General features: G+C 70.3%; 13 protein-coding genes. 11 read left to right on the forward strand and 2 right to left on the reverse strand.

Annotated features, from left to right (window positions below; translation table 11 throughout):
- Window positions 1-147: 147 nt before the first annotated feature.
- From OG587_RS22035 to OG587_RS22065, 7 genes are all read left to right on the forward strand, one after another.
- Entirely contained in the window at window positions 148-1,833 is a 1,686-nt protein-coding gene (locus tag OG587_RS22035) for a serine/threonine-protein kinase (protein ID WP_329093190.1), read from the forward strand.
- Entirely contained in the window at window positions 1,830-4,658 is a 2,829-nt protein-coding gene (locus OG587_RS22040) for an AfsR/SARP family transcriptional regulator (protein ID WP_329093193.1), read from the forward strand. Before OG587_RS22035 ends, OG587_RS22040 begins: the two co-directional genes overlap by 4 nt.
- Before the next feature lie 97 nt (window positions 4,659-4,755).
- On the forward strand, window positions 4,756-5,364 hold the full coding sequence (locus OG587_RS22045) for a hypothetical protein (protein WP_329093195.1): 609 nt from the start codon (window positions 4,756-4,758) through the stop codon (window positions 5,362-5,364).
- The gene (locus OG587_RS22050; RefSeq protein ID WP_329093197.1) at window positions 5,348-5,908 is read left to right on the forward strand and encodes an OmpA family protein; all 561 of its coding nucleotides are present in this window, start codon (window positions 5,348-5,350) and stop codon (window positions 5,906-5,908) included. Before OG587_RS22045 ends, OG587_RS22050 begins: the two co-directional genes overlap by 17 nt.
- Before the next feature lie 273 nt (window positions 5,909-6,181).
- On the forward strand, window positions 6,182-8,650 hold the full coding sequence (locus tag OG587_RS22055; RefSeq protein WP_329093199.1) for a xanthine dehydrogenase family protein molybdopterin-binding subunit: 2,469 nt from the start codon (window positions 6,182-6,184) through the stop codon (window positions 8,648-8,650).
- Complete coding sequence (locus OG587_RS22060; protein WP_329093200.1) at window positions 8,647-9,540, forward strand: FAD binding domain-containing protein; 894 nt, start codon at window positions 8,647-8,649, stop codon at window positions 9,538-9,540. Before OG587_RS22055 ends, OG587_RS22060 begins: the two co-directional genes overlap by 4 nt.
- Window positions 9,537-10,004, forward strand: a complete 468-nt coding sequence (locus tag OG587_RS22065; RefSeq protein WP_329093201.1) for a (2Fe-2S)-binding protein — start codon at window positions 9,537-9,539, stop codon at window positions 10,002-10,004. Before OG587_RS22060 ends, OG587_RS22065 begins: the two co-directional genes overlap by 4 nt.
- Window positions 10,005-10,017: 13 nt before the next feature.
- Here OG587_RS22065 and OG587_RS22070 read toward each other — a convergent pair whose 3' ends face one another.
- The gene (locus OG587_RS22070) at window positions 10,018-10,521 is read right to left on the reverse strand and encodes a Uma2 family endonuclease (RefSeq protein ID WP_329093203.1); all 504 of its coding nucleotides are present in this window, start codon (window positions 10,519-10,521) and stop codon (window positions 10,018-10,020) included.
- A 562-nt stretch (window positions 10,522-11,083) separates the two neighbouring features.
- A complete protein-coding gene (locus OG587_RS22075) occupies window positions 11,084-12,751 on the reverse strand; it encodes a hypothetical protein (protein WP_329093204.1) in 1,668 nt (555 codons plus the stop codon).
- 223 nt (window positions 12,752-12,974) lie between these two features.
- Here OG587_RS22075 and OG587_RS22080 point away from each other — a divergent pair, with 223 nt between their 5' ends.
- The 4 genes from OG587_RS22080 (at window position 12,975) to OG587_RS22095 (ending at window position 16,813) form a co-directional block, all read left to right on the forward strand.
- Window positions 12,975-13,433 (forward strand): ATP-binding protein, encoded by a 459-nt coding sequence (locus tag OG587_RS22080; protein WP_329093205.1) that lies wholly within the window; start codon window positions 12,975-12,977, stop codon window positions 13,431-13,433.
- 212 nt (window positions 13,434-13,645) lie between these two features.
- The gene (locus tag OG587_RS22085; protein WP_329093207.1) at window positions 13,646-14,782 is read left to right on the forward strand and encodes a DUF262 domain-containing protein; all 1,137 of its coding nucleotides are present in this window, start codon (window positions 13,646-13,648) and stop codon (window positions 14,780-14,782) included.
- Entirely contained in the window at window positions 14,779-15,876 is a 1,098-nt protein-coding gene (locus OG587_RS22090) for an AAA family ATPase (RefSeq protein ID WP_329093209.1), read from the forward strand. Before OG587_RS22085 ends, OG587_RS22090 begins: the two co-directional genes overlap by 4 nt.
- The gene (locus OG587_RS22095; protein ID WP_329093212.1) at window positions 15,860-16,813 is read left to right on the forward strand and encodes a hypothetical protein; all 954 of its coding nucleotides are present in this window, start codon (window positions 15,860-15,862) and stop codon (window positions 16,811-16,813) included. Before OG587_RS22090 ends, OG587_RS22095 begins: the two co-directional genes overlap by 17 nt.
- The last annotated feature ends 24 nt before the right edge of the window (window positions 16,814-16,837 follow it).

Below are 16,837 nucleotides of genomic sequence, written 5' to 3' on the forward strand. Positions count from 1 at the left end.
CGTCGTTTCGGGGGCGGAGATCTCGGTGCGGGTGGCCGGTTCGTGGTCGCCGTAGCCGAGGCGTCCTCGAGGCAAGGAGTTAGGGACTGAGCTCTTTGGCGTACAAAATGCCAGTGTGCGCGAATTTGACGGCATAAGGTAACTCCGGTGAACACGATCGGCGGCTACGTGCTCAGACGTGAGCTGGGCCGGGGTGGTATGGGCGTGGTGCACCTCGCCGCGACCCCGACGGGGGGCCTGGCCGCGGTGAAGGTGATCCATCCGCAGCTGGCCCGAGACCCGGCCTTCCGGCGGCGCTTCGACCGCGAGGTGGCGGCGGCGCGCAGGGTGGCCAGGTTCTGCACCGCTCCGGTGCTCGACGCCGGGGTCGAGGACGGCGTCGCCTACCTCGTCACCGAGTACGTCAGGGGGCCCGACCTGGCGCAGGCCGTACGCGAGCAGGGGCCGCTGACCGGCGCCAACCTGGAGGCGCTCGCGGTCGGGATCGCCACCGCGCTGCACGCGATCCACGGGGCCGGGGTGATCCATCGCGACCTGAAACCGTCGAACGTGCTGCTGTCGCCCCTCGGCCCGCGCGTGATCGACTTCGGTATCGCGCAGCTCGTCGACACCCAGACCCTGGCCAGCCAGGCGATCCTGGGCACTCCCGCGTTCATGGCGCCCGAACAGGTGCGCGGCGAGCCGCTGACGCCCGCGGCCGACGTCTACGCGTGGGGCGGGGTGATCGCGTTCGCCGGTACGGGGCGGTTGCCGTTCGGCGGTGGCTCGCCGTCCGAGGTCCTCTATCGGATCGTCAACGACGGGCCGAACCTCGACGGCCTCGACGAGAGCGTACGCGCCGTCGTCGAGGGGGCGATGGCCAAGGACCCCGCGCGGCGGCCGAGCGCCCAGCGGCTGCTGGACGAGCTGGTCGGCGGCCGGCCGACCCCGGCGACGGCCAGCCAGGCCGTCGAACGCGCCTGGGCCGTCGGCGGCGGAGGGCCGGCCGGCGGTGGCGGAGGGCCGGCCGTACCCGGGGAGCCGACCGTGCTCGGGGAGCCGGCCGTCGCCGGGGGACCGGCCGCGCTCAGGGAACCGGTCGTGCTCGGAGAACGGGACGTGGCCGGGGAACCGGCTGCGCTCGGGGGACCGGCTGGGGGCGGTGGATCCGTTGGGGCCGGGGAGCCCACCCGGTCGGGTGCGGTGACCTCGAGGAGACGACGGTGGCCGTGGGTCGCGGGCGCCGCCGTGCTCGTGGCGGTCCTGGTGGGCGGGTGGGTCCTCTACGCCGGTCTCGGCGCGCCCGCGTCGTCCTACCATGCCGACTTCGCCGAGTCCTGGGCCGTCGGCGTGTCCAACGGCGGCAGGACCGAGCTGGACGGCGGGGTCTATCTGCTGACCGCCAATCCCGGATGGCGGCTGTGGAAGTCGGCCCCCTTCTCGGAGGGGTCCGCCGGGGGGGTCGTGATCAGTTCCAGGATGCGGCTGGAGGGGGGCTCCGGGGAGTTCGGCGTGTGGTGTCGCGGCGACGCGGACACCGGTGACCGCTACGAGTTCGCGGTCACCGCCTCGGGGGAGGCCTCGATCACCAAGCGGCGCGGCGGGCGGGGCGTCGTCCTGCACGGACCCGTGCGGATGAGAAAGTCGGCCGACAACCGCGTCGTCGCCCAGTGCGCGCAGCGGGGCGGACGGGTCGTCCTCAGTATGTGGCTCAACGAGAAACCGGTGGGGGAGGCCACCGACGCCGAGGACCCCTACGGCCCGGGGGCCACCGGAGTCCACGCGGCGCCGGATGCGGCCACGCCCGTCCGGGTCGGGTTCCGCTCGTTCGAGGCCCGTCCGATGGAGGGGTGAGCGTGCAGTTCAACGTGCTGGGAGTACTGCGGGTCGTCGAGGGTGAGCGTGACCTGACACCCAGTCCCGCCAAACATCGCGCGCTGCTGGCCGCCCTGCTGCTGAGGCCGGGACGGACGCTGACCGTCGGACGGCTGATCGCCGAGGTGTGGGACGAGGAGCCGCCCGCCTCGGCGGAACCGGTGCTGCGGGTGTACGTGAGCGCGCTGCGCAAGGTGGTCGACGGGATCCGCACCGTACCCGGCGGCTACCTCCTCGACGTCGATCCCGACCAGGTGGACGCGCACAGGTTCGAGCGCCTGGTGATCGCGGGCCGGCGGGCCAGGGACGCGGGCAGGACCGCCGAGGCGGCCGACGAGCTGCGCGCCGCCCTGGCGCTGTGGCGGGGACCCGCGCTGGCCGATGTCGACTCGGCCGAACTGCGGCGCGCGTACGCCGTACCGCTGGAGGAGCTGCGGCTGACCGCCCTCGAGGAGCGCGTCGAGCTGGACGTGGCGCTCGGCCGGGGTGCGGAGGTGACGGGGGAGCTGCGCGCGCTCGTGGCCTCGCACCCCCTGCGGGAGCGGGCGTGGGGACAGCTCGTACTGGCGCTCGGCCAGGCGGGGCGCAGGTCGGAGGCGCTGAGCGCCTACCGGGAGGCGCGGCGGCTGCTCGTCGGGGAGCTCGGTCTCGAACCCGGTCCCGAGCTGCGGGCGGCGCACGAGCGCGTGCTGGCGGGGGGCGCCCCCGCGCGGGCCGTGCCGAACGACGTGCCGAACGAGACGCCGCCCGACGTCGCCGACTTCACCGGGCGCGAGCGCGTGCTGGACTGGATCCGCCGGTCCGTGCCCGTCGCCGGGACCGCGCCCGTCCACCTCGTGCTGCACGGTCCCGCGGGGACGGGCAAGTCCGCGGTGGCGGTCCACGCGGCCGGCGGGCTCGACTTCCCCGGCGGGCGGCTGCACGCCTCGCTCGGGGCCAGGACACCGGGCGCGGTGCTGGAGGACCTGCTGCGCTCGCTCGGCTGCCCTGAGGGGGCGGTGCCCGCCGACCTGGCCGAGCGGACGCGCCTCTACCGCAGCATGGTGAGCGGGCGGCGGCTGCTGGTGGTGCTGGACGACGCGGCCGACGAGGCTCAGGTGCGCCCGCTGCTGCCCGTCGGGCCCGGCTGCCTGACGCTGGTGACCAGCCGCTCGCCGCTGTCCGGCCTGGAGGCGGCGCGAGCCTTCGAGGTCGGCGTGTTCGACACGGACGAGTCCGTGGAGATGCTGGCGAGGGTGGTGGGGGAGCGGCGGGTGCGGGCCGAGCCGCAGGCGGCCGCGCGGATCGCGGTGCTGTGCGGAGGGCTGCCGCTGGCGCTCAGGATCGCCGGGTCCAGGCTCGCGCGTCGGCCGAGCTGGACGCTGGAACACCTGGCGGGACGCCTTGAGGACGAGCGTGGCCGCCTCGACGAGCTCAGCGCGGGAGACCTGGCCGTGCGCGGCAGCCTGGCGCTCGGCTACCGCGCGCTCTCGGATCACGAACGCCTGCTGCTGCGCCGTCTCGGCGCGCTGTCCGCGCCCCACGTCGCCCCGTGGGCGGCCACCGCCGTTCTCGGGGCGCCCGCCGGCCGGCTGCTGGAGGCGCTGGCCGAGGCGGGCCTGCTGCGGGCGCGCGGGCTCGACGCGAGCGGCCAGGAGAGGTACGACTGGCATGACCTGACCAGGCTCTACGCCGCCGAGCGGCTGGCCGCCGAGGAGGGGCCGCCCGCCCGGGTCCTCGCCGCGGCCGCCGGGGAGATCCTCGACCGTGCCCGGCGGGCCAGGACGCTGCTCCTGCCCGCCGAGCCGGGTTCCGGCCAGACCGTGGCCCGTACGGCGGAGCAGGCCGCGGACCTGGACACCACGCGGCTGCGGGAGTCGGCCCGCTGGCTGGCCGCCGAGCGGGGGTTCCTGGTCGCGGCCGTCGCCGACCTCCAGCGGGCCGGCCTGGACGAGGCGACCTGGCGGCTGGCCTTCTACCTGACCCCGTTCTTCGAGCTGGGCGCGCACCGGGAGGACTGGCACGCGGTCGTGGAACTCGGCCTGCGGGCCGCGCGGCGTGCGGGCCACCGCCACGGTGAGGCGCTGCTGCTGCGCTCGCTGGCCGACCTGCGTCGTACGGAGGGCCGTCTGGAGGAGGCCGCCGACGCCCTCGGGCGGGCGCTTCCGCTCTCCGAGGCGCGCGAGGTGGCCCGTACCCGGCACCGGCTCGGCCTGGTGCGCCTCGCCCAGGGGCGGCGGCCTGAGGCGGAGGCCTGTTTCGTGGCCTGCCTGGCCGCGTTCTCGGCGGCGGGGGACCGGCGCGGCAGGGCCGACGCGCTGCGTGCCCTCGGCGGGTCGCGGCAGGCCGAGGACCTGCTGCACGGGAGCCTCGCGGCCTACCGGGAGCTGGGCGATCCGCGCGGCGAGGCGGCCGTCTCGCTCGACCTCGCCGGGCTCTACCTGGACCGGCGGCGCCCCTCCGAGGCGCGTGAGCGGGCCGAACGCGCTCTCGGCCTGGCCAGGCGTCTGGGGGACCGGCTCCCCGAGGCCGCGGGACTGGTGCTCCTGGCCAGGGTGGCCCTGGCCGAGGGCCGGCCCGATACCGCCCGCGGGGCCGCGGAGGAGGCGCTGGGGGTGTTCCGTGAGTACGCGGACCGCCGGGGTGCCGGGCGGGCGCTGCTGACCCTGGCGGCGGCACTTCTGGATCTCGATGAGGTGGATGAGGCTATTGGTGCTATATCAGACGCTGTGGGAGAGTTTGACGGCCTCGGCGACCGACACGGCCTCGCCGAGGCCGAAGAGCTCGCCCGTGAGGCGTCGCGGCGCCGTGGCCTGCGCGTGTAGCGGGCTATGCGGCTTCTGAAGGTCGCCCGCCTACGGTCGGGCTCGACGCGATCCACAACGGGCGAAGGGGGACGAGATGCGAAGAGGGACCACACCGGTGGCAGTCGTGGCGGTGGTGGCCGCCATGCTGAGCGGCTGCGGGATGCTCCCCGGGCAGCAGGGGAGCGGCGGGGAGGAGCGGGTGACGGGGACGCTGGAGGTCGCGGACCCCACGAAGGCGACGGAGGCGGCGGAGCCCACGGAGGCGGTGAAAGCGACGGAGGTCCCGGAGGCCACGGAGACCGTGCCCGCCGAGCGGGAGAGGGTGATCGCCCGCAGGGAGGTCAAGGCGAGTGGCGCCGACCTGACCGTGGAGATCACCGGTCTCCGGCGTCAGGGCAGGCTGTCCACGCTTACCTGGACGGTCACCAACAACAGCGACGAACGGTGGCAGATGAACAGCGACATGGGCGACACCCCGGGCGGTCTCGGCCTGACCGTGGCCGGGGTCAGCCTGGTCGACCCGGTCAACGGCAAGCGGTACGCCGTCGCGCGCACCGCGAAGCAGCCCAAACCCTCGTGCCTGTGTTCCGAGTACGACGTGTTCACCCAGCCCGGGGAGGTGCTGCCCCTGCACGCCTCGTTCGCCGCCCCGCCGCCGGACGTCACGAAGATCAATGTGGACCTCAAGGTGCTGGGTGTGTTCAGTGATGTCCCGATCTCCTGAGCGCCTCACGATCCTGGCGCTCGGGCTCGCCCTGGTCGCGGGCCCCGGGACGACCGCGTGGGCGGATCCGGGCGACGAGGCCACGGCCGCGGTGGAGGACGTCGTCGCCCTTGTCGAGGACATCTTCGCCGAGGTGGAGTCCCTCGACGGCGCCGAGAGCGAGTCGCGGCGGGGTGAGGAGATCACCGTGGCGCTCACCAGCGACGTGCTGTTCGCGCTTGACAAGGCCGTGCTGACGCCTCGGGCGCGGCAGCGGCTGGGGAGGGTCGCCGAGAAGGTCCGGGCGGACTCCGCGGGCGGGGCGGTCAGGATCGAGGGGCACACCGACGACCAGGGCGCCGACGCCTACAACGCCGCGCTGTCGCTCAGGCGGGCGCGGGCCGTGCGGGAGGCCCTCCAGGGGACGCTGACGGGCGTGACCTTCCAGGTCGAGGGCTTCGGCGAGCGGCGGCCCCGGGTGCCCAACGTCGTCGAGGGGCGGCCGCTGGAGGAGAACCGGGCGAAGAACCGGAGAGTGGAGATCGTCTTCACCGCCAAGGAGTGATCCCACGGCCCGCCTGGCGCGTCTGGCCCGTTTGACCTGCTAGGCCCGCCTGGCCCGCCTGGCCCGTCTGGCTCGTCTGGCTCGGCCCGCCTGGCCCGCTCGGCCCGCCCGGTCCGCGTGCGTCCACCGTCGCCGTTCTCCCGGTCGGCGGCGCCCCGCTGTGCCGGTTATCTACCTTTAAATCATGAAATATCTAATTTATGACTATGTGAGTGCTATGTGTGATGGGGGGAGGGAAAGGGGGAAGCTGAATCCAAGGGTTCGGAGGATGTCGTGGCGCATGTCTGGGCGAGGCGGGAGGATGCGCGGCTGCTCACCGGCCACGGCCGGTACGTCGCAGACATCGTGGTGCCGGGCTGCCTGGACGCCGTGTTCGTACGAAGCCCCGTCGCGCACGGCCGCCTGCGCGAGGTGGACTGCGCCGCCGCCCGCCTGGTCCCCGGGGTCCGGGGTGCCTGGTCGGCCGCCGATCTGCCGGGGCTGCCCCCGGTTCCCTTCACGGTCCTGGCGGGACTGTCGGCGCGGGACGCGGTGGCCGGGCACGAGTGGCCGTCCCTGGTCTCCGACCGGGTCCGCTACGCCGGTGAGGCGGTCGCCGTCGTCGTCGGAGACGACCGCTACCACGCCGAGGACGGCGCCGCCGAGGTCGTCGCCCGGATAGACCCGCTCCCGCCGATGGTGTCGGCCGCCGAGGCGCTGGACGGCCCGGTCTCCCTGTTCGACGGGCTGGAGAACGTGGCACTGGAACGGTCGGTGGGGACCCCGATCGACGAGGCCGTCTGGCAGGGCGCGGCGGTGGTGGTCGAGGCGCGCTACCGCCAGCAGCTGCTGCTGCCCTCGCCCATGGAGTGCCGGGCGTTCCTCGCCGTCCCCGAGGGGGACCGGCTGACCGTGTGGTGCTCCCACCAGGCGCCGCACCGGCTCCGCCGTGAACTGGCCGAGGCGCTGGACCTGCCGTCGCGGCGGATCAGGGTGGTGACCCCCGACAGCGGCGGCGCGTTCGGGTCGAAGAGCGCGACGTTCCCTGAATACGTCACCGTCGCCTTCCTGGCCGTGACGACGGGCCTGCCGATCCGGTGGATCGAGGACCGCGCCGAGTCGCTGCTGGCCGCGACCCGGGGCCGGGGGCAGGACCAGCGGGTCCGGCTGGCCGCCGACGCCGAGGGACACCTGCTCGCGTACGAGCTGAGGATCGACGCCGACGTGGGGGCCTACCCGCACATCGGGGCGGGGCTCCCGACGCAGACCGCCCGGATGTCCACCGGCGCCTACACCACGCCCCTGGTGCACGCCACGCTCCGCTCGGTGCTGACCACCACGATGCCGACGTACCCCTACCGTGGCGCCGGGCGGCCGGAGGCGACGTTCGCGCTGGAGAGGTCGATGGACGTGCTGGCCCGGCGGCTGGGCATGGACCCGGCGGAGCTGCGGCGCCGCAACCTCATCCCGCCCGAGCGCTTCCCGTACGAGACCCCCACCGGGCGGCTCTACGACAGCGGGGACTACGCGGCGGCGCTCGACCTGGCGCTGAAGACCCTGGAGTACGACCGGTGGCGAGCCGAGCGGGACCGGCGCCGGGCGGATCCGGCCGCCACGCCCCTCGGCATCGGGCTGTGCTGCTACGTGGAACGCTCCGGGGGTGAGCGGGGCGGCCTCCACGAGTTCGGCGGCGTCGAGGCGTGCCCGGACGGCACGGTGGTCGCCCGCTGCGGCACCGCCTCCACCGGGCAGAGCCACGAGACGACCTTCGCCTCGCTGGTGGCCACCGCCCTCGGTCTGGACGAGTCGCGGGTCCGGTTCGTCGAGGGGGACACCGACGAGCTGGCCGACGGCGTGGGCTCCTACGCCAGCCGCTCGGCGCAGGTGGGCGGTCCGGCCCTGTGGCGCGCGGCCACCACGCTGGTCGACCGGGCCAGGGAGCGCGCCGCGCGGCTGTGGCGGCTGCCGGTCGACGAGGTCGCCTGGTCGGGAGGCGTGCTGAGTTCCCGCTGGGACGGGTCCGTAACCCTGGACCTCGGCGGCCTGGTCGCGGCCACCGGGCCGCTCCGGGTGGACGACCGGTTCGAGACGGACATGGCGTTCCCGTTCGGCACCCACGCCGCCGTCGTCGAGGTCGACCCGGAGCTGGGCACCGTACGGATACTGCGGCTGGTCGGGGTGGACGACTGCGGGGTGATGCTCAATCCCGCGGCGGTCGCCGGGCAGGCCAGAGGGTCGATCGCGCAGGGGATCGGCCAGGCGCTGTACGAGGGGGTGCCCTACGACGAGGCCGGGGTGCCGATGCTGCCCTACGGGCTGCTGGACTATCTGCTGCCGACGTTCACCGAGATGCCGCCCGTGGAGATCAGGGAGACCACCACGCCGACCCCGTGGACGATGCTGGGCGCCAAGGGCGCCGGGGAGTCGGGGTGTATCGGCGCCCCTCCGGCCATCGTCAACGCGGTGGCCGACGCGCTGGGGGTGACCGATCCGGACCTGCTGCGGATGCCGCTCACCCCGGACGTGGTGTGGCGGGCCGCCCGCGCCTCGGGCTCCGCCCCGGGGGACGCCTCGGACCCGGGGACCTTGAACTCTGGTCCGGGGGCCGCTTCGGGCTCGGAGGGCGTCTCGGAGACGGGGGCGAAGCCGGATCCGGGGACCTCGAACTCTGCTCCGGGGGCCGCCTCGGGCTTGGGGATCACCTCGGAGACGGGGGCGAAGCCGGGACCGGGGGCCGCTTCGAAGGCGGGGGAGGACCTGTGAAGCCCGCCGCCTTCGACTACGTCGCGCCGGGCACCGTGGACGAGGCGGTGGCCGCGCTCGCCGAGGCCGGGGAGCAGGCGTCGATACTCGCCGGTGGCCAGAGCCTGATCCTGGAGATGCACTACCGGCGCGCCCGCCCCGACCTGGTGGTGGACATCAACCGCGTCCGCGGTCTCGACCGGCTGCGGGTGGACGGCGGCGCCCTGCACGCCGGGGCACTGGTCCGCCACGAGGCCTTCGAGGCCTTCGAGTCGCCCCGGGTCGCGCCGGGGCCGCTCGGCCGGTTGCTCTCGCTCGTCGTCGTCAACATCGCGCACCCGCCGATCCGCGCCCTCGGCACCATGGCGGGCAGCCTGGCCTGGGCGCACCCCGCCGCGGAGTGGTGCGCCGTCGCCGTCGCCCTGGACGCCGGCATCGAGCTGCGGGGGCCCGGCGGCACGCGGGTGGTCGGGGCCAGAGACTACTTCCACGGCCCCCACCGGACCGCGCGCCTGCCGCAGGAGATGATCACCGCCGTACGGCTTCCCCTGCTCGACGACGTCACCGGGGTCGCCTTCGCCGAACACCGGCGGACGCACGCCAGCTTCGCCCAGCTCGCCGCGGTGGTGACGCTGACCGTGCTCGACGGCGTGATCACCGAGGCCCGCGTCGGGCTCGCCAACGCCGCCGACCGGCCGGTGCGGGCCCACGCCGCCGAGCGGTCGCTGGTCGGCTCGTCGCCGCTCGACGACGACCTGTTCGGCCGTGCCGGGCGGATCGCCGCCGAGCGCGACGCCGCCCCCATCGCCCGGCCGTACGCCGACGTCGAGTACCAGCGGCAGGTCATCGCCGTCCTCGTCGGCCGGGCTCTGCGCCAGGCGTACGCCGACCACGGGGGAGCCCGCCGATGAACATCACGCTCACCGTCAACGGCCGGGCGTACAGCCTGGACGTGGAACCCCGTCGCGTCCTCGGCGACGTGCTGCGCGAGGAGTGCGGCCTGACCGGTACGCACCTGGGCTGCGAGCAGGGCGTGTGCGGCGCGTGCACGGTCGTGGTGGACGGCGGTGCGGTGCGGTCGTGCCTCATGCTGGCCGTGCAGTGCGACGGGCGCTCGGTGCGGACGGTGGAGGGGCTCGCGGGCCCCGGCGGCGAACCGCATCCGCTCCAGTCGGCCTTCTCCGCCGAGCACGCCCTGCAGTGCGGCTTCTGCACGCCGGGCTTCCTCATGCTCGCCGCCGCCGCGCTGGAGTCCGACCCCGCGATCGCCGGCGACCCGGAGCGGCTGCGGGAGCTGCTCACGTCCAACCTGTGCCGGTGCACCGGCTACGAACCCATCCGTCGCGCGATCGTCCGCGCCGCGGTGAGGCCATAGCGTCGAGGGGCTCTTAGGCGAGCGTTCCCGGATCTATCGTCAGGGGAACGGGGCCGGGCAGGGTGGCGGCGGTGCCGGGGGTGAGGGCGGCCACCTGCCTGTAGAGATCGCCGTCGAGCTGATAGACGTCGATGACCAGTGTGTTCTGGTCGATGATCCAGTACCACTCGCACTTGGTCCGGGCGTAGCGGTTCATCTTGGTGAGGCGGTCGCGGTTGGAGTTGGTGGACGTGACCTCTGCGAGGATCTCGATCTCGTGCGGTTCCACGTAGAGGTCACTGTCGGTGCCACGCTGGAAGACGGCGATGTCGGGGGCGAACACGGTGTCGGAGTTGAGGCGGTAGTTGACCGGCCCCTCCACGTCCAGGTCCAGATCGTCGGCCTGCAGACATGCCTCTATGGCGTTGATGAGGCGGCGGGCGATGCGCTGGTGGCGGATGGAGGGCGCGGGGGTCATGACGATGCAGCCGTCCTCAAGCTCGAAGCGACGGCCGACGTCGCCGAAATCATGGTTCATGAACTCATCCGCGTTCCAGTAACGCGGAGCCCACGGAAGTGCTCCGTGGGGTTCGTGGCCATGCGGGACGGTCATGCGTACCACGGTATCGGGGTTCGTACGCGCCTCACAGCGTGGCTGAGCGGTGCGCTCGCCGGTGTGGAGGTTTGTGGTTCTCGGTGGGCCGCTCATGGGTTTGATGGTCCTCTTGGAGGTTCTTGGTTCTTGGTTCTTGGTTCTTGGTTCGCGCTGCGGCGGGCCGGTGCTCCGGGCGGCCGTCGTGGCCGGGGTCTGGTTGTCCAGGCCTCCGGCCTGCTCGGGCGCTCGGGGTTGCGCTTTCTTATACGCCGCCCGGAACACCGGCCCGCCTCCGCGCACTGGTGTCCGGCCGTAGGGGGTGTGGACCGTAGTTGCTCCGTTTCCGGCGGCCCAAGGTGCGGTTGGGTGCTGAAGCCTTCGTACGGCCTGGTTCGAGGATTGATCGCCGTAGCTGAAGCGCCACTGCGGAAAGGAGCTCAGGGTTGGGCTCCCACGCGCTCGTGGCTGTCCGGGCTCGACGTCCCGCTCTGTACGGGGGTGCGTTTCAGGCGGTGATGGAAAGGGCGCGGAGCCGTTCGTCCAGGGCGCGGACGTGCCTGTTGTCCTCCCATGGGTGGAGGCGGGCGCGGGCCTGGCGTATGGAGTTGACGAGTCGGGCAGAGCTGTGACCGATGACGATCTGGGTGGCCTCGCCGATCATCGCGGCGGCTGCGGGGATCTCGCGTTTCTGGATCAGCGCGGTCGCGTACTCCAGATACAGGAGGCCCTGTTCTCTGGTCGCCTTGGAGTCCATCGTCGCCAGCCTCTGCTTGGCTTCGGATATTGCTCGGTCGGGCCGTTGGAGTTCGATGAAACAACGGATTCCGTAGGTGGGGACACATTCCGGGGTGAGCCAGAAGAGATGCTGGAGATCGGAGTCGCCTCGTTCGCTGCCTGCCAGATCGGCGGCGCGGTCGAGGAGACGGAGAGCGCCTTCCTCGTGCTTGACCTTGGAGACCGCCCGAGCCACCTGGATGTAGGTGGCTGCTTGTTGCAGGCGGTTCCCGCTTTCCTTTGCCCATCCTTCGGCGGCGAAGGCGTGGTCCAGGGCGATACTGGGTCTCTTTTGGTGCAGCGCCGTATACGCCAGCAATCCGTGCAGATGGGCGATGCGGGCCGGGTCGTTTAGTTCGTGGGCTGCGGCCAGTCCTTCGTTGTACTGGTGTGTGGCGCCTGCGTAGTCGGTCAGATCGAAGCGGCTCCAGCCGGTCATGAGGGAGAGATTCCAGTAGAGGCGGAGGAGGCGGTCGCGGAGGGTGGGGGTGAGGGTTGTCTGGTGGAGGAGGTCGTTGATCAGGGCGCGTTTGGCTTCGGCGACCGGGAGGACCTGCTGGGGGCCGGTGGACTCGTCGGTTTCCCAGAGGCGGGCGGTGAGGCGTTCCAGCAGGTCGATGGTGCGGCTGTCGATCGGGGTGCGCTGCTGGGCGGCGGCGGCCAGGCGTTCGCGTTCGGGTGGGGTGAGGTGGCGGAGCAGGCCCAGGGCGGGGGTGCCGCCGAGGAGAAGAGCGAGTTCGAAGAGCAGTTCGCGTCGTTTCATGTCCGTCTCCTCGGCGCGCAGGGCGCGTAGAAGTTCGGTGCAGTGGGCGGGGCTCGGGTGCTGAACCTTTGCGAGGACCGGTTGCCGTTCAATGCTGTCATGACCGCCTGGAGTGGGCGCCAGACTCCAGGCGGGTAGCCCTTCGTCACGGATGGCCGAGGCGGGCGCCGGGCACGCCGGGGGGATCGCGTCGCCCGAGGTAGAGGGTGGGGGCGGGGTGAGCTGTTGATGGGGGTCGAGGTGGCGGTGGTCGGCGCGGTCGAGGAGGTCGCGGTGAGCGGCGTTGTAGCGGGCGTAGATCTCGTCGGTGAGCAGGCTGCGGGCGGTGGTCTGGTAGATGCGGGAGAGGATGACGACGGTGCGGGCGGGGACGCGGCGGCCGGTGGCGGGCCAGGCCTCGTAGTCGTAGAGGCGGGCCTCGCGCAGGGAGGCGGTGCCAGCGGGGTCGAGGTCGTTGTGGGCGGCGACGATGTCGCCGGCGGTGCGGCCGTGGGCGTAGCGATACAGGCGCAGGGGGCTGACGTCGTGATCGAGGGCCAGAATGTAGGCGATCTGGTCGAAGGTGAACGAGCGGGCGCGCAGCGCCCTGCTGCGGCGTCGGCAGTCGAGCAGGGTGCGGTATCCCTCGCCTGGCATGGCCCCTCCTTGAATCGAACGTGAGCGAATAGTATCCGAACGATTACGCAGAGCGATAGGCGTGTGCGGAAAAGGGGATGCCGGAGAGGCGGAGTCGGCATCTGTGCAGGTCAGTGGGGTGGAGGGTGGGGTGGTGCGGTGTTTCGAGGACGGGGGTTACCGGGTGGGGCGGGGTGGGTCACCCTGCTGGAGGTGAATTTCCCGACGTCCCGCAGGAGATGACATGGCCGTTGTCTGGAACGATGTGGCCCCCGCGCTGATCGAGGCGATGGTGGGGCTGCGGCCCGGTGGGATGATCTACCGGCGGGTCTTTCCCGGCCGGATGGATCAGGTTCCGGTCGCTCGCCGGTTCATCCGGTTCCTGCTGGAGGACTCGCCGTGCCGGAACGACGCCGAGCAGATCGTCGCCGAGTTCGCGGCGAACGCCGTCGCCCACACGAGCAGCGGGCGCCCTCAGGGGACGTTCATCGTCGAGTTGACCCGCAGGACCACGGTCGTCCGGATCACCGTCTACGACTGCGGCTGGGGCGCCACGCCCAGATTCGGTCCGCGTCGCGGCGCCGATCCGCTCGCCGAGCACGGTCGAGGTCTAGCCGTGGTCGCCGCCCTGGCCTCCAGGGTCGGTTTCCGTGGCACCCAGGCGAAGGGCCACGCGGTCTGGGCCGAGATCTTCCCGGTCTGACCGCCTCATACGGCACCATCGCCCTCACGAAAGGGACTCTTTCTGCGTGCGGAAGCCGGCCTCGGACCGGATTGAGGTGGTGTCCAGTCTCTCTGCGGACAACGCGCCTGATTCGGGTTCGAGCACACCGTCACGCTGGGATTTCATGGTTGCCGTGCCGAAGGTGGCACGATCACTATGATGAGACGGTGTCACAACAGAGGACGGAATCGATGGCGGACGCCGCGCAGCGCGAGGTGCTCGAAGAGCATTTCCTTGACAAACCGCTGGACGTCGAAGCTGAGACCGATGGTGAAGACGAGGAACGAGGGCTTCCTTGGAAGCCGGACAGCATCCGGGTGACATCACGGAATTACTCGCTCCGCAACGTCCTTGACATGATCGAAGAGGGCGAGCTGGAGCTTGCCCCTGATTTCCAGCGTAACCAGGTGTGGAAGCTTCCTCAGAAGTCGGGATTGATCGAGTCGATCCTGTTGCAGATCCCGTTGCCCGCGTTCTATTTTGCGCAGGACAAGGACGGGACGATGAAGGTAATTGACGGCCTGCAGCGATTGTCGACGGCGTACGGCTTCGCGCGCGAGGAGGCTTTCACGCTCAGCCACCTGGAATACCTCAAGGACGAGGAAGGCAGGGGCTTCAAGGATTTGTCGCCGGTATGGCGGCGTCGGTTCCACCAGACTCAACTGGTGGTTCACGTCATCGATCCGCAGACTCCGCCTCAGGTCAAGTATGACATCTTCAAGCGGATCAACACGGGTGGCACGCCGTTGAACGCGCAGGAGATCAGACACTGCCTGACCAGTCGCCGCTGCAGGGATTTCCTGAAACGGTGTGCGGAACTACCCGTGTTCCTGGAAACCGTCGGCGAGACCTTTCGCGGTCACGTGCGGATGGCGGACCGCGAGTTGGTGTTGAGGTTCTGCGCGTTCAGGCTGCTCGGCCTCGACGCGTATCGGGGTTCCATGGACCCTTACCTCGACGAGGCAGCCGCGTGGATCGATGACCCCGGGAAAACCTCAGAGGAAGATCTCAGGCATCTCGAACGGGAGTTCGCCGCTGCGATGATACTGGCTCGTCAGGTCTTCGGCCCGCATGCCTTCCGCAAGTGGCCGCTGGAGACCGATTGGCGTTTCCCACTGAATCGCCCGCTGTTCGAGAGCTGGGCCTTCGCGTTCGCCGAGGTCGCAGTTCTTAGTACATCGGCCAACTTCGCCGCGATAGTCGCCGGGGCTCGCGAGCTCATGACGCATGACCAGGAATACGTTGACGCGATCAGCACCTCGACCGGTAGCACGAGGAAGGTCAAGTACCGTTTCGACAAGGCGCGGGAGCTGGTGATAGGAGCGTGATCACCCGGCTGGGGATTCGCAACTTCAAGCGGTTCCTTGATCTGTCACTGCCTCTGCGCCCGTTGACCGTGCTGACCGGTCTCAATGGATCCGGTAAGAGCACGCTGATCCAGTCGCTGCTGCTCGCCCGCCAAGCGGCGTGTCTGCCGGAGGCTCAGGTGGTGGCTCTCAACGGGTTCCTTGGTCTTGCGCTTGGCGAAACCGAGGACATTCAGCACCCCGATGCGGAAGAAGCGACCGAAGTCTCCGTGTGGTTCGAGATCGATGGCGGCTCCCCGGTGAAGTTCGGGTTCGCGGCGCCTGGCGGACGGTCGCTCAATCTCGGTGTCGTGGAGCCGCGGCCGTCGGCCCCGTCAATCCTGTGTGGGCGTGGAGCGGCATTCACCTACCTGTGCGCGGAGAGGTTGGGGCCACGGGACCAACTCGGGGTAACCGCGGAGGATGTCGCGCATCTTGGGGTCGGTGAGCAGGGGCAGTACACCGGCCAAACGCTCGCGGTCCATGAGAACAAGGAGGTCCGTGCGGAGCTTCGGCATCCGCACACCGAGCAGCATGGCGTCACGACACTGCGCGCCCAGGTTGAAGACTGGGCGACGGACATCATCCGGCCGATCCGGGTGACCGCGCAATGGCCGACGGGCATCGCCGCCAGCGTGATCCGTTATCAGGAGCCGGGTTCTCTGCTCGACGGGATCCGGCCTCCGAACATGGGTTTCGGAGTCTCATACGCACTGCCGATCATCGTGGCCGGATTGCTGGCCCCGTCTGGTGGCTTGTTCATCGTGGAGAACCCGGAGGCTCACCTGCATCCGGCGGGCCAGTCCCGGATGGGGCGTTTTCTGGGGCGCTTGGCAGGAGCCGGTATCCAGGTCATCGTGGAGACTCACAGCGATCATGTCCTTAACGGGATTCGCCTCGCTGCCGTGGCTGACGAGAAGGTGGTCACCTCCGATGTCATAGTTCACTTCTTCGATGGTGCCGAACCGATCACGATTGAGATGACTGATCGTGGTGGTCTGACGGAGTGGCCCGACGGATTCTTCGACCAGTTGGAAAACGACCTCGGAGGTATCGCCCGTGCCCAACGACGCTGACTCCCCACGCGTCGTCATTGACGAGAACAGTTTCGACTTCAGAGAGCTGACCGCAGATCGGCTCTCTTCTTTGTTGGATCGTTTCAATGAGGAGTTGAGCACCCTAAAGGCGAGCGGCTGCCCTGCCTGGAAGCCGCCGATGTTTGAGAATGTTCTCTGTGATGACCATCATGAGCTCTACACCTACCTGACCTCCGAACTCGGGTCTCGTATCGATCGTGATGTTCGCAATCGATTTTACAGCTTAGTCCAGAAATGCCGAGAATGGGATGATTCGATTCCCGGCGTCGATGAAGTGACGTTGGGGGATGCGTCGCCGGTTGTCGCATGGTCTGTCGCCTACGCCCTCACCTCCACGCTCAAGGGGAGGGGGGTGGCCTGCCTTGTTCTCGCGGCCTCACCGCACTGCGGTTTCGTCGAGGTGGCTGCATCGGTCGGCCGAGCTGAGATTTACTTCTTTGTCGAGAGTTCGGCGCTTTCGCCTTTCTGGAGATCACTTTACGAGCTGGAGAATGTTCCGGAGAGTGCGTTCTTTCAGTTGGCGGAGCGTTCCTTTTCGAATTTAATATTCCATGAGGATCTGACCTTCGGAAGGTTCGAGGGTTCGTATCGGGAGCTTCGGCCTGAGGTCGTCCGGCATCTCGCCGTGCTCAACGACCACTTCCTCGCCGCGCACGCGACCGCACTGGGCCGTGCCAATGAGGTCGGGGCGGCACTGACGGCCCACGGCCTTACTCGTATTTCTCCTGAAAGTCCCAACACTCATCGAAACGCCAGGGCCATGCGTCATCGATATGTTTGGTACCAGGGCCGAGAGGTCTGCTGTGAGTGGCATTCGAAAATAGAAGGCCATCGCAATCGAATTCATTTCGCCTTTGGCGGCGACTTCGGTGATCGGATTCTTATCGGGATCTTCGTCAATCACCTAATGACCTGACAGGCGATGGATTGCTTGGTCCGT

The sequence above is a fragment of the Streptosporangium sp. NBC_01469 genome (genome assembly GCF_036227305.1).
In the GTDB taxonomy this organism is placed as follows: domain Bacteria; phylum Actinomycetota; class Actinomycetes; order Streptosporangiales; family Streptosporangiaceae; genus Streptosporangium.

Bases quoted from the DNA above. Each gene is read 5' to 3' on its own strand.
- OG587_RS22050 (WP_329093197.1), top strand. From the start codon at position 5,348: ATGTCCCGATCTCCTGAGCGCCTCACGATCCTGGCGCTCGGGCTCGCC.
- OG587_RS22065 (WP_329093201.1), top strand. From the start codon at position 9,537: ATGAACATCACGCTCACCGTCAACGGCCGGGCGTACAGCCTGGACGTG.
- OG587_RS22070 (WP_329093203.1), bottom strand. From the start codon at position 10,521: ATGAACCATGATTTCGGCGACGTCGGCCGTCGCTTCGAGCTTGAGGAC.
- OG587_RS22075 (WP_329093204.1), bottom strand. From the start codon at position 12,751: ATGCCAGGCGAGGGATACCGCACCCTGCTCGACTGCCGACGCCGCAGC.
- OG587_RS22080 (WP_329093205.1), top strand. From the start codon at position 12,975: ATGGCCGTTGTCTGGAACGATGTGGCCCCCGCGCTGATCGAGGCGATG.
- OG587_RS22085 (WP_329093207.1), top strand. From the start codon at position 13,646: ATGGCGGACGCCGCGCAGCGCGAGGTGCTCGAAGAGCATTTCCTTGAC.